This is a genomic window from Coleofasciculus sp. LEGE 07092 (assembly GCF_015207375.1).
In the GTDB taxonomy this organism is placed as follows: Bacteria; Cyanobacteriota; Cyanobacteriia; order Cyanobacteriales; family Coleofasciculaceae; genus LEGE-07092.
On sequence record NZ_JADEWY010000033.1, the window covers coordinates 12,674 to 26,173 of the forward strand.

Here is a 13,500-nt window from a genome sequence, read left to right on the forward strand (position 1 = left end):
TGACGAACTTTTTCCCCTTTCCTTTTTTCTTCCTGCACCACCTACATTTCCTGCCTATTGTCAAGTTAAATACTCCCATAAACAGGAATAGCTGCTCCCCGCATATCCCGAGCTGCCTCAGATGCCAAAAAACAAATAACCTGCCCTAGGGATGTCGGCTTCACCCATTGGTCGGTATTTTCTGTACCCATCGCCTGTCGGTTAGCAGGGGTATCGATTATGCTAGGAAGTACCACATTCGCCGTGATATTTGTTCCTTTCGTTTCATCTGCGATCGCTTGAGTCAGCGCCACCACCCCAGCTTTTGAAGCACAGTAAGAGGCTAACTGTCCTCCGGGTTGCACAGCACCCCGCGATCCGACCGTGACAATACGCCCATAGTCTTGTTGTAACATTTTCGACAGGCTGTGCTTGCAGGTTAAAAAGGTGGTATTCAGGTTGAGGTTAATGTCTTTTTTCCAAGCGTCATAACTGTACTCCTGGGTTTTTCCCATGGAGAACCCCCCCACCAAATGGATTAGCACATCGACTCGTTCCATGTCCCTAACAATCTTGGCAACCGAGGCTTCCTCGGTGAGGTTAGCTTCGACAAAACGAACTCGGGCAAAGTCGGCAGGTGGTAAAACTCCTTTGAGACGTTCTACTTCTTGGGGCTTGATATAGGGAATCGTCACCTGTTTTGCACCTTGAGCTAGCACTGTTGGCGTTACGCCCAACCCCAAGCCGCCAGTGCCACCCGTTAGTAAAACTTGCTGTCCTTTCATGGATGGTGAATCTTGAAAACTCCACTCCTCAACATACCCCGATACAAGGACTGGGAAAAGACTGCAAAAATGCCAGGGCTGAAATATTCCAAAAGTGGGAGGCAAGATCTATGAGAAACAAGGCAGGATGAGAAGTAACGAAGTCTCAAGTCTGTCCTGTGCTGGGTTTATTCAGATGACTGGGTTGAACCAAGTCTGACATTGACACCTCATGTTGCCTGTCCTACTCTCAGGGATGGATTAGGGCTGAGGTGCTGCCTGAGATGAAGGCACGGGCATGGGATTGATGCTCAAAAGAAGAGTTGGGGGCGTTTTCTTCCCTACTCCCTGGTCTTTGAGATAACGTCTCTATCAAGAATAAACTTAAACAATTACCCTATCAATAGTCTGACGTATAATCTCTCGTTGTTCAGCATCATATTGCCAGCGTTCTAGAAAGGTTTTGTAACTGCCTTCTCCCGTCACCGCACTTTCCCGTAACTTCAGCGCTAGTTCTCGTACTTGAGGCAGTTCAACTCGTTCGATAAGATTAGCCGTTCGCATCCGCACTCGGTCAGATCCTTGCGCCATTTCTTCGTTATTATTGCGACGGTGGGTTATTGCCATGGCAGCAGACATCGCCAAGTTTTTTACCAGCAGTTCGGAGACGGTATCGGGTGATGATTGGAGTGCTTGGATGATTTCGGGTGAAGGATTATCGGCTAGGGTTCCCTCAGGGGTGAGGTAGGTGACAAAGAAACCTCTAGCACCGTTTTGAGTTTTCACCAGTTGTGCGATCGCATCGGCGGCTTCTGTCTGGGATAATTCACCCGTATCCATTTTAGTCATCAGGGACTCGGTAAGAGCGATCGCATCTTCAAAGGTTACGTTTTCTGGAATTTGCACGGGAGTTCTGAGAGGTTGTTTGGGCTGTTGGCTGATCTACTTGTGATGATAATCAATTGCAACAATAATACTTGGGGTCTGGAGAAAGAAAAAAGGTGATGCAGTCATGGAAGCAACGAGTCAGGGAACTTAAGCAAGAAATCCATGCTCTCTACCTGGCTTGTCAAGATTCTAGAGTACCGTGGTATGCCAAAGCTATAGCTGCTTGTGTTATTGCCTATTTTTTTAGCCCGATTGACTTAATTCCCGATGCAATTCCGATTATCGGTTATCTGGATGATTTGGTACTGGTGCCTTTGGGAATCCTTTTGGTGCTGCGGTTGATTCCACCACAGGTTCTAACAGAGTGCCGCGAAAAGGCGAAAGAGGCGATGACTCAGCCCAAGCTTGTAAGCTGGATAGCCGCTGTTATCATTGTAACGATATGGCTACTGTTGGGGATTTTTGGCGTTATTGCGATCGCACATATCCTCAAGCGTTGATAGAATTTGTGCAGGTAGGCTGTACCTGCACGTTGAGGGGCTTGAAACTTTTTACTATCTAGTATTTAACATTCGCAGTAGGGATGCGATCGCGCTTTTGGCAAGATGGGTAGATTCGCTTTCAGGAGAAGCGGGTTTCTCAGACGGGTCTAACTTTTGGTGTAGCATCACTGGACGTAAAACCCAGAGTAAGATGGCAATACTCAGGATAATGGCAGTTGGGTTGGCTTGGCTGGTGTAAGTTGATGAGAATCTAAGTCAACAAATGTTTTGGGAACTATAGGCAAGCGATTGCATTTTATCAACAAAGTTTGGATATCGCACGAGTACTCGGTGATCCTTCCGGAGAAGGAGCGGCGCTGAACAATCTGGGAAATGCCCACTATTCATTAGGAGATTACGACAAAGCGATTAATTACTATCAGCAAGATTTGGCTATATCAGAGGAACTCGAAGATGAGCTAGCGAAAGGAGAAACACTCGCCCAAAAAACTCAGATTAAAAACTCATGAAAGATCTGTGGGTTGAGGTTGCATTGCTAATTTGATATCAAAGCGCGATCGCTATCCACTGAAACTCACCCAGCTTACTCTGATAGCCGTAGGCTGTTAGAGTGTAAGTATGCCGAACCATGTTTAACATAGAAAGCGAGGTGAGAAGGTATGGAGAAAATTGAACTTGAACTAGACGAGGCGATGATGACTCGTGTCCGTTGGTTAGCTAAAGCGCATAACTGTACTATCCCACAGTTAATTATTAAAGCGATCGAATATCTGTCAGTAGCAGAGGTAGAAAAGTATCCCTTGCTAGGTGGCTGGGAAGATGAACCCGAAGTAGTTGATGAGATAATGGCAGAAATTATGAACGATCGCGCAGCACACCCATTGAATCAAAAACTTGGACAAAGCATTACTTGACACAGACATTCTTTCCGAAAGTCGCAAGCAAATCAATCAGCGTGTTGTAGTCAGGGCTAGTGCCTATCTATCCACGTTTGGTAGATATACCATTTCCGTAATTACAGTCACAGAAATAGTCAAAGGCTGGCGTAAGCGAAACAGAGAAGATCGAGTTCAGGAGTTTCTTGCTGACATTGTTAGCGCAGAAGTGCTAATGGTTGACTCGAAAATCGCCGAACTTGCTGGACGTATTTGGGCAGATTTAGAACGCACGGGACAACCTATTGGTTTAGCTGATGTAATTATTGCTGCCACTGCTCTACAGCACAATCTCACCTTAGTAACGGGTAATTTATCCCACTATCAGCGTATTCAGGATTTGGGCTACACCCTAAAACTCGATAACTGGCGAATATAACCCAAGCTACACTGCGTATTAACGCCGCCAGGATGCCCACCAGAACCCATGCACCGACGCAAGAAACCTAAATCCCTAAGATTTCTGCCCCACAGTCTCCGTCAATCCTTTTCTGTATTCCGCTATAGCGGACGCGCCTTGGGGTTGGTTTGGACAACTAGCCACAAACTCACGATCGCACTGGCAATTCTAACGGTAATCGCTGGGTTATTACCCGCCGCGATCGCTTATATCGGTAAATTAATTGTCGATAGCGTTGTGCTAGCGGCAAATTCAGAACTGACAAGCCATCGGATGACTGCTTTCGGTTATGTGGGACTTGAAGCGATCGCAGTCATGTTACTTGCTGCTAGCCAACGGGGACAAACGGTTTGCCAGTCCCTATTACGGGTATTGTTAGGACAACGGGTAAATGTCCTGATTCTCGAAAAAGCCTTAACCTTAGACCTACCTCACTTTGAAGACTCCGAGTTGTATGATAAAATGACTCAAGCGCGGCGAGAAGCATCGAGTCGTCCCCTATCTCTCGTAACGCGCACGTTTGGGTTAGTTCGGGATGGTTTGTCCCTAGTCACGTATGGGGGACTGCTGCTAAACTTTTCAACTTGGGCGGTAGCAGTACTGGTTATTGCGGCAATTCCTCCCTTCATCGCCGAAACCCGCTTTGCTGGGGAAGCGTTTCGCTTGTTCAAATGGCGTTCCCCAGAAACCCGACAGCAGCATTATTTAGAAACTCTAATTGCTAGAGAAGACTACGCCAAGGAGGTTCAACTCTATCAACTTGGCTCTACCATGCTGCAACGCTATCATGATACCTTCAATCGACTCTACCAAGAAGACCGCGACCTGACTATTCGCCGAGGATTTTGGGGTTATTTGTTAGGGTTGTTGAGTACCCTTACCTTCTATGCCGCTTACCTTTGGATTGTAGTAGAAACCATTGTTGGTCGTATTTCCTTAGGGGATATGACAATGTACTTAATAATATTTCGGCAGGGACAGTCTACTTTTGCCTCGGTTCTGACTTCCGTTGGTGGGATGTATGAAGATAACCTGTATCTGTCCAACCTCTATGAGTTTCTCGAACAGGATGTTTCTCTACCTCAAGGTAAAGCAACCAGGGGTATAATTCCAGGGGATGGGATTCGCTTCGATAACGTATTTTTCACCTATCCAGGCAGTCTAAAACCTGCACTCAACGGTGTATCGTTGCACCTGCAACCGGGAGAAAAATTAGCGATCGTGGGGGAAAATGGTTCGGGAAAAACCACCCTAATTAAGCTGTTAACGCGCTTGTATGTGCCAGATTCTGGACGCATCCTTTTAGATGGGCTGGAGTTGCGGGAGTGGGATATCGAGATATTGCGGCAGCGAATCGGAGTTATTTTCCAAGATTTTGTCCGCTATCAGTTTACGGTGGGTGAAAATGTTGGGGTGGGAGATGTAAATCACCTCAATGATCAACCAAGCTGGAAAAGTGCCGCCGAGAAAGGAATGGCACTACCGTTTATTGAATCGATGCCAGAGGGATTTAGCACTCAGTTAGGACGCTGGTTTAGAGGGGGACAAGAACTTTCTGGAGGGCAGTGGCAGAAAATTGCTCTTTCCCGTGCGTTTATGCGGACGGGTGCAGATATTTTAGTGTTGGATGAACCCACAGCCGCAATGGATGCAGAAGCAGAGGTGCAGGTATTTAACCACTTTCGCACCATTACCCAAAGTCAGATGGTGATTTTAATTTCTCACCGCTTTTCTACGGTGCGAATGGCAGATAAAATAGTGGTGATGGCAGGGGGAGAAATCACCGAACAGGGAACCCATGAGGAATTATTGCAGCTTGAGGGACGCTATGCGCGGCTTTTTTCGCTTCAAGCAGCAGGATATCAGTAGGTGGGCTTGTGTAGATTTTGTAGGGTGGGTTACGGTTGCCGCCTAACCCACCCAAGTCTCTTACTTACTGGTGATATCTTCAACCAATTCTTTAGTCTTTTCTACTAGTCCTTGCTTCGGTTGAGATTCTTTGTACTCCTTATACTCCTCTTCATAAAGTTTTTCCGTACCTTTCAGGGGGTCTTTATTCAGAGTTTCCGTGGCTTCTTTATACGCTTCTTGTTGCCCTTGTTCTGAGAGTCCTAGCTCAGTTTTATTACCTTGTGGTGGAGTTGTTAGGGGGTTGTCTGGTGCGGCTAAAGTGGGTTGACTGGTAAAAATAAATAAACCTGACAGGCTCAGTAGACTGATTAAACTCAACACCCAAATTGTTTGGCTAAAAAATTGTTGAATTGCTTTCAAGAACCGTTGCATTTCAATTTCCTTCTTGTTTTGTGTTAAATTGGGTAATGGGCTGATTTACACCAACTTGGTGCGATCGCCATCCATTCAGATCCAATGAATGAAATACTACGGGTTTACCTGTTACCACGACTTCTGCCGCGAGATAGAGAGCTATAGATTAAGAAGACTGGATTTGCTTAAAATTCTCCAGAATTTCTTTGGGAATCCCCTTTGGGCGCATTGTCTGACTATCTACCCAAACCCAAAGAACTTCAGCCGTTACTAACAAATCCTCTTCCCCCAAGCACCGGATTTCGTAAAATCGGATAGCGCGGGTTCCTTTCATCTGTTGCAGCCACGTGGTAATGGCTAGGGTGTCACCCGCAACCGCCGGACGTAGGTAGTCGATGGCGATGCGACGCATTACAAATACGCCACCTAGTTTCCGGCATTGTTCGAGGGAAAAGCCAAGTTGCTCGGAGTGTTCAATGGCTGCTTGTTCTAAGTAATTTTGGTAGACGGCATTGTTGACGTGTCCCAACGCATCCATCTCGTAATGCCGTACCCGTAGCTGGGTAGTGTAAGTCTGCATAGGCTTGCTTCTGTTGGTGGATGTCACTCTTTAAGGGTAATGAGGACACACGGCTTAAAATAAAGAGATAAGCTCCCTAAAGACGTACTGCCAAAGTTAATCGTTAATATAGCTATATCCCAGCAATTGGGGTTAGACACTAAATGGTTTAAAGTTTACCCTATTTACAAATTTCCTGGAGTGGCTCCTATCGCCAAGGTTGCTGGGTTTACAGGGCATCTTCAGATAAAATTTACTGCATCTAGTTTTGTTTTACTTCAGCACTAATGAGCATGAAGTAGGAGCCGATTTTACCCCACTCGGTTGAGAGTGTTTATGTTGGAGCTATTGAAAAACCTGCTGCTTTCAGATCTGTCTATCCCTCAAGGATACTGCTACCTCTGCTCGTTTCCACAACTGGGACTGCACATTATTTCAGATTCCCTAATTACCCTAGCTTATTTTTCCGCAGGAACAATCCTGGCATATTTGCTCTATAAACAAACCTATAATCACCCATGGCTGCTAACTCTGGGTGCAGTATTGCTGATGGCTAACGGTACAACTCACCTGTTAGAGGTTTGGACTCTCTGGCATCCAGCATACTGGCTATCGGGCACTGTAAAAGCGATCGCAGCTCTTCTATCCGTCTGGGGTGCCATCAAACTCATACCCTTATTGCTCAATACTTCCCGTGGGAGTGAACCTGAAACTGTAGCCGTGCAGACTGCCCAACTCCCAGAAATCAACAAGCAACTCCAGCTCAAAATTACCGAAGCGCTGCAATTTGAAGCCCAACTCTACCAAAACACTGCCCAATTTGCCGCCATTTTCAATGCTATTCCCGATGCTGTCATTTTTGCAGATACAGACTGCCAGATGGTCAGCCTTAACCCAGCCTTTACCCAGCTATTTGGTTACAGCATAGAGGAAATGCTGGGACAATCGACACAAGCCCTATACGCCAATCTAGAAGATTACCCTGAACAGGGTAGACAGCGATTTCACCCCAACCCTCAAGAGCAAACCAAGCCCTATGAAATGAAATACCGCCGCAAGACAGGGGAAATCTTCATTAGCGAAACAATTAGCACTATCGTCAAAGATGCAGACGGAAAAACCCTAGGATTTGTCGCAATCGTGCGCGATATCAGCGATGTCTACGACGAGCTTCACTTACGCAAACAAGCAGAATTCGCCCTGCAAGCGAGCGAGGAACGTTTGAGCATCCTCATTGATGGCGTCAAAGATTATGCCATTTACTTGCTTAATCCCGACGGCACAATTGCAAGCTGGAATTCAGGAGCCGAGCGGATCAAGGGCTATCCAGCCGATGAAGTGATTGGTGAATACTATCAGTGTTTTTTCACTCCTGACGATATCAAACAGGGCAAACCTGAGCAAGGATTGCAGGTAGCTGCGACAACGGGACGGTTTGAGGATGAAGGCTGGCGGGTGCGTCGGGATGGGACGTACTTCTGGTGCAGCACCATTATGACAGCCCTCAGCGATGAAACTGGACAATTGCGAGGTTTTGCGAAAATCACGCGAGATATTACCGAACAAAAACAGACAGAAACGCGCCTGCAACTTTTGGAACGCGCGATCGCTGCTAGTAGCAATGGTATTATCATTAGCGACCCTACCCAGCCCCACAATCCGATTATTTTCATCAATCCGGGGTTTGAGCGCATCACCGGTTACTCAGCAGAGGAAGTCATCGGAAAAAACTGTCGCTTCTTACAAGGGCAGGAAACTCAACAATCAGCACTCGATGAAGTGCGCTGTGCCCTAGGCGAAAAGCGGGATTGTTTCGTCACCCTGCGCAACTATCGCAAAGACGGCACACTGTTTTGGAACGAACTCTCGATTTCTCCCCTGCGAGATGCAACGGGGAAATTAACCCATTATGTTGGCATTCAAACCGATATTACCGAACGCAAGCAAGCCGAGGAAGAACGCGATCGCTTTTTTACCCTTTCCCTGGATATGCTCTGCATCGCCGGCTTTGATGGCTACTTCAAGCGCCTAAATCCCGCTTGGGAAAAAACCCTAGGATTTACCACCGACGAACTCTTAGCTCAACCGTACATCGAATTCGTTCATCCCGAAGATCGCGCTGTTACAATTTCTGAATCCCAAAAGCTGATCACAGGCACCGATACCGTCGCCTTTGAGAATCGTTACCGCACAAAAGATGGCTCTTACCGATGGATTCTGTGGAATGCTACTCCCTTAGCAGAACAGGGCTTACTGTACTGTGTTGCCCACGATGTAACCAAACGCAAGCGAACAGAGGCGGCACTACGCGAGAGTGAAGAACGCTTCCGCGCCATGGCGAATAGTGCGCCGGTGCTACTCTGGGTATCCAATAAAGAAAGACTCTGCACGTTTTTCAACCGCTTTTGGTTGGAGTTTACTGGACGTACCCTGGAACAGGAATGGGGTAATGGTTGGATAGAAGGGGTACATCCTGAGGATTTGCAATACTGTCTGGATACCTATAATTCCGCCTTCAGTGCTCGTCAAAGCTTCCGAATGGAGTACCGCCTACGAGGTGCTGATGGTGAGTATCGGTGGATATTAGATACAGGTATCCCCCACTTTGCCCCAGATAGCAGTTTTGCCGGTTATATCGGTTCCTGCCTAGATATCACCGACTTCAAAGAAAGCCAAAAAGCCCTGCAATATTCCCAATTTCTGTTAGCAGGTGTATTGAATAGCTCTCTAGATGGAGTAATGGCGTTTCAGTCAGTGAGAGACACTTCAAGCAGCATTGTCGATTTTAAGTGGCTTTTGGTGAATCCAGCCGCCGAAAAAATGGTGGGACGAAGGGCTGAAAACTTAATTGGCAAGCAGTTATTGCAAGAGATGCCCGGAAATCGTGAAAAACTGTTTCATCAGTATGTTGAGGTTGTTGAAACTGGGAAACCGATGGAGTGGGAATTTTATTACGAACACGAACGAGTCAAAGCTTGGTTTCATAATGCTGCTGTCAAGTTGGATGACGGCTTTGCCGTGACATTCCGCAACATCACCGAGAACAAACGAGTCGAGAAAGAACACCGCCGAGGGGAAGCGGCAATCCGAGCGTTATATAAGGTGGCATCCGCCCCACAACTCACCTTTAAGCAGCGCTTGCAAGGACTCTTGGCAATGGGTAGGCGAAATTTTGGACTTGACATCGGCATTCTTTCATGCATAGATGGAAATCGCTATGAAGTGATTGCTGCTCAAGTACCGCCGCGATTTCCTTTGCCAATTCGTGACGGAGAGGTGTTTGAGTTAGAGCAGACTCTTTGTGCTGAAACGATTCGAGCCAAAGAACCCATTAGTTTTGAGTCAGAGAAAGACTCCCAGGGGAAACGCCATCCTGCCTACGCTGGGTCAAACCTAGAATCCTACCGGGGTATGCGAGTTATAGTCGGGGGAGTGCCTTATGGAACTCTTAGCTTTTTGAGTCTCAAGCCCTGCTCCTCTTCCTTTAAAGCCAGCGATCGCCAACTGTTAAAGCTCATGGCTCAATGGGTAGGGCACGAGATAGAACGTACCGCTGCCAAAACAGCACTAGAGCGGCAATTGCAACGGGCGGTACTGCTGAAACAAATTACTCAAGAGATTCGCCAAAGCCTAGATAGTGGGCAAATCTTCCAAATAGCAGCCACTCAGATCGGTCAAACCTTTGGGGTGAATCGCTGTCTCATTCACAGCTATATTGACCAACCCACTCCCCAAATTCCCTTAGTAGCCGAGTATTTAGAACCCGGTTACAACTCAATCATGGGCTTAGAAATTCCGATTATCGGCAATCCCCACGCCCAGCAAACCCTTGCTCAAGACACAGTGATTGTTTCTGCAGATGTCTATAATGAGCCCCTCTTAAAGATCGCTGCACCCATGTGCCGTCAAACTGGGTTGAAGTCGATGATGGCTGTGCGCACCTCCTACCAAGGCGATACCAACGGCATGATCGGCGTTCATCAATGCGATCGCTTTCGCCAGTGGACAGAGGATGAAATCGAACTCCTCGAAGCCGTAGCCGCTCAAGTGGGCATTGCCCTTGCCCAAGCGAATCTACTCGCTCAAGAGAAACAGCGGCGTGAAGAACTGACAGGAAAAAATTTAGCACTTTACAAAGCCAAACGGGAAGCCGAAGTCGCAAATCGGGCAAAAAGCGAGTTTCTGGCAATGATGAGCCACGAAATCCGCACCCCCATGAATGCCGTGATTGGCATGACTGGACTGCTGTTGGATACAGAACTGACTCCCCAACAACGGGACTTTGCCACCACCATCAGCAACAGTGGTGAAGCCTTGCTAACGATCATCAACGATATCCTCGACTTTTCTAAAATCGAGTCCGGCAGGTTGGAGTTAGAGGAGCAACCCTTCAACCTACGCAGTTGTATAGAAGAAGCCTTGGATTTACTAGCGTCCCAAGCCGCAGTCAAAGGTCTGGAGCTAGCTTACCTGATTGAACCCCAAACTCCTACAGCAATTGTGGGGGATATTACCCGCCTGCGGCAAATTTTAGTGAATCTGCTCAGTAATGCGGTGAAGTTTACGGCAGCAGGGGAAGTCGTTGTCTCAGTAACGGTGGAAACGGCAACCTCTGATGGTGATATTCGTCTTTTGTTTGCCGTTCGTGATACCGGCATTGGCATTCCTTCAGAACGGATGAACCGCCTCTTTAAGCCCTTCAGTCAAGTTGATACTTCCATGACTCGCAATTACGGCGGAACAGGACTGGGCTTGGTTATCAGTAAGCGCTTGAGTGAAATGATGGGGGGGCGAATGTGGGTTGAGAGCCAGGTGGGAGTTGGTTCTACTTTCTATTTCACAGTCGTTGCCAAGCCTGCTCCTAATTCAGCGATCGCAGATTTGCCCATCCCCCAAGCCGAATTAACAGGAAAACGTCTTTTAGTCGTTGACGACAACGGCACGAATCGCCAAATTCTGACGCTGCAAGCTCAGTCTTGGGGAATGGAGGTGCGAGCAGCAGAATCGGGCGTGCAGGCGTTGGAGTGGTTGATGAATGGAGAGGGCTTTGATATTGCAGTTCTGGATATGCAAATGCCCCAGATGGATGGTTTGAATCTGGCGCTGCACCTTCGCTCTTTACCAGATTGTGCAGAACTACCCCTCGTCATGTTGAGTTCTGTCAATCGGCAGATTGTGGAGCAATCCACACAGAACCCTGACTTCGCCGCCATACTCACGAAGCCGATCAAGCAGTCCCAGCTTTATAATGTGTTTATCGGCATTTTTTGCCGGCAGCGAATCTCTATTCGCCCCACTGGTGCATCCTTAGGGCAATTAACATCAGAGTTAGCCCAACAGTTGCCTCTACGGATTCTACTGGTGGAGGATGTGGCGGTTAACCAGAAAGTGGCACGCCAAATGCTACAGCGGTTAGGCTACCGGGCTGATGTGGCAAACAACGGGCAAGAAGCATTGGAGTCCCTGCGCCGCCAGTCCTATGATGTGGTTTTTATGGATGTGCAGATGCCGGAAATGGACGGACTTGATGCCACCCGACACATCCGCCAGGAGTGGTCATCTCCCTCTCAGCCTTGGATTATTGCCATGACTGCTCATGCTATGCAGGGTGATAAAGAACAGTGCTTGCAAGCTGGAATGAACGACTACATCAGCAAACCTATTCGACCGGATGCCATTGTGCAAGCGTTGAAGAACTATTACCCAACACACAGCGAAACCCTCGTATTAGGGGTTGATATGAACGAGGAATCCTTTGAACCTACAGCCGCATCGGATTTAATCTTGGCACCTACACTTGATAACGAGGTACTAGAAAGTTTCAGAGAAATTGCTGGAGATGATTTTGAGGAGTTGTTAGCGGAGGTGATTGACAGCTATTTAGAAGATTCACCGCCACGGTTGAATGCCATTCGCAACGCTGTCACCCAAAATGATGCGGCTGACTTGCAGCAATCAGCACACGCTCTGAAATCATCCAGTCTGACTGTTGGCGCAACCTTGTTGGCTCAATTGTGTGCCGACTTAGAAGCACTCGGTTACGCAGGCACTATCGGCGACGCATCAACACAGCTTTCACCCCTTGATGCTGAGTATGAGCGTGTCAAGGCGGCTTTGCAACAAAAGCATCCCAGGAGAGAGCAATGAGTGAGCCTGACGTTGACAGCAAAATCCCTCAGGTTCTAATTGTTGATGATGAAAAAACCCTGCGATTGATTCTGCATCGGGCGATGGAGCAGGATGGGTATCAGGTGATGGAGGTCAGTGATGGAGACCAGTGTCTAGCCGTTTGTCAGCAGCAACTCCCAGATATTATTTTACTGGATGCCATGATGCCTGGGACAGATGGTTTTACCTGCTGTGCTCAGTTAAAAGCGACCTTTGGAGAGGATTGCCCACCGATCTTAATGATTACAGGACTCAATAACCAGGAATCAGTAGATCGGGCGTTCGAGTCAGGCGCGACTGATTACATCACCAAACCCATTCACTGGGCAGTACTGCGGCAGCGCGTGCGCCGTCTCCTCGAAACCCATTGGGCAATGGTGGAGTTACGACGCAAAATCGAGAAAGAGCGCTTACTCATGACTGAGTTAGAAGCGGCTAATCGGGAGTTACAGCGCCTCGCTTGTCTGGATGGCTTGACTCAAATTGCTAACCGCCGTGCTTTTGACGAAGCTTTGCAGCAGGAGTGGCGGCGACTGGCACGGGAGCGAGCACCGCTGTCCTTGATTTTGTGCGATATCGATTTTTTCAAAGCTTACAATGATACTTACGGGCATCAAGCTGGGGATGAATGTCTCAAACAGGTGGCTAACAGCCTACGTCAAGCGGTCAAGCGTCCCGCCGATTTGGTTGCACGGTATGGGGGGGAGGAGTTTGCAATTGTTTTACCCAATACTCAGCTCAAGGGAGCTGTTAAGGTAGCAGAGATTGTGAGGTCTGAGTTGAATGCCAAAGCAATTGCCCATAGTGGTTCTCAGATCAGCGACTGTGTCACCCTCAGCTTTGGTGTTGCTGGAGTTATTCCCTGTCCTGGAACCTCTCCTGAACAATTGATTGCTGAAGCAGACCAAGCGCTTTATCAGGCAAAGGTAGAAGGACGCGATCGCGTTGTCTGTAATTTGGTAAGTTGTTGAATGTCAAGTCATTGACAGCTCATGTTGAGGAGTCCTACGGGATAATTGATTTTTGGGAGTTCCCCTCG

10 protein-coding genes and 1 pseudogene are annotated in these 13,500 nt (G+C 47.8%); 7 read left to right on the forward strand and 4 right to left on the reverse strand.

Annotation, left to right across the window (positions count from 1 at the left end):
• Positions 1-65: 65 nt before the first annotated feature.
• Positions 66-764, reverse strand: coding sequence for a 3-oxoacyl-ACP reductase FabG (fabG, locus tag IQ257_RS10440; protein ID WP_193874085.1), 699 nt, complete (start codon positions 762-764; stop codon positions 66-68).
• 363 nt (positions 765-1,127) lie between these two features.
• The gene (locus IQ257_RS10445) at positions 1,128-1,649 is read right to left on the reverse strand and encodes a hypothetical protein (RefSeq protein ID WP_193874086.1); all 522 of its coding nucleotides are present in this window, start codon (positions 1,647-1,649) and stop codon (positions 1,128-1,130) included.
• Between the two features lie 98 nt (positions 1,650-1,747).
• Here IQ257_RS10445 and IQ257_RS10450 point away from each other — a divergent pair, with 98 nt between their 5' ends.
• The 5 genes and pseudogenes from IQ257_RS10450 (at position 1,748) to IQ257_RS10470 (ending at position 5,338) form a co-directional block, all read left to right on the forward strand.
• The gene (locus IQ257_RS10450; RefSeq protein ID WP_193874109.1) at positions 1,748-2,131 is read left to right on the forward strand and encodes a YkvA family protein; all 384 of its coding nucleotides are present in this window, start codon (positions 1,748-1,750) and stop codon (positions 2,129-2,131) included.
• Between the two features lie 284 nt (positions 2,132-2,415).
• Positions 2,416-2,643, forward strand: a pseudogene (locus IQ257_RS10455) (tetratricopeptide repeat protein); the annotation flags it as partial.
• A 150-nt stretch (positions 2,644-2,793) separates the two neighbouring features.
• The gene (locus IQ257_RS10460; protein ID WP_193874087.1) at positions 2,794-3,048 is read left to right on the forward strand and encodes a hypothetical protein; all 255 of its coding nucleotides are present in this window, start codon (positions 2,794-2,796) and stop codon (positions 3,046-3,048) included.
• Positions 3,029-3,448 carry a PIN domain-containing protein gene (locus IQ257_RS10465; protein WP_193874088.1) on the forward strand — a complete coding sequence of 140 codons (420 nt, stop codon included), beginning with the start codon at positions 3,029-3,031 and terminating at the stop codon, positions 3,446-3,448. The genes IQ257_RS10460 and IQ257_RS10465 overlap by 20 nt, the downstream gene beginning before the upstream one ends.
• Before the next feature lie 48 nt (positions 3,449-3,496).
• Complete coding sequence (locus IQ257_RS10470; protein WP_193874089.1) at positions 3,497-5,338, forward strand: ABC transporter ATP-binding protein; 1,842 nt, start codon at positions 3,497-3,499, stop codon at positions 5,336-5,338.
• A gap of 60 nt (positions 5,339-5,398) precedes the next feature.
• On the opposite strand, the gene IQ257_RS10475 is transcribed toward IQ257_RS10470, so the two are convergent.
• A complete protein-coding gene (locus IQ257_RS10475; RefSeq protein WP_193874090.1) occupies positions 5,399-5,752 on the reverse strand; it encodes a hypothetical protein in 354 nt (117 codons plus the stop codon).
• A gap of 148 nt (positions 5,753-5,900) precedes the next feature.
• Positions 5,901-6,314 carry an acyl-CoA thioesterase gene (locus IQ257_RS10480; RefSeq protein ID WP_193874091.1) on the reverse strand — a complete coding sequence of 138 codons (414 nt, stop codon included), beginning with the start codon at positions 6,312-6,314 and terminating at the stop codon, positions 5,901-5,903.
• 315 nt (positions 6,315-6,629) lie between these two features.
• Between IQ257_RS10480 and IQ257_RS10485 the strand changes: the two genes are divergently transcribed.
• A complete protein-coding gene (locus tag IQ257_RS10485; RefSeq protein ID WP_193874092.1) occupies positions 6,630-12,440 on the forward strand; it encodes a PAS domain S-box protein in 5,811 nt (1,936 codons plus the stop codon).
• A complete protein-coding gene (locus IQ257_RS10490) occupies positions 12,437-13,432 on the forward strand; it encodes a response regulator (RefSeq protein WP_193874093.1) in 996 nt (331 codons plus the stop codon). Before IQ257_RS10485 ends, IQ257_RS10490 begins: the two co-directional genes overlap by 4 nt.
• Positions 13,433-13,500: the final 68 nt, after the last annotated feature.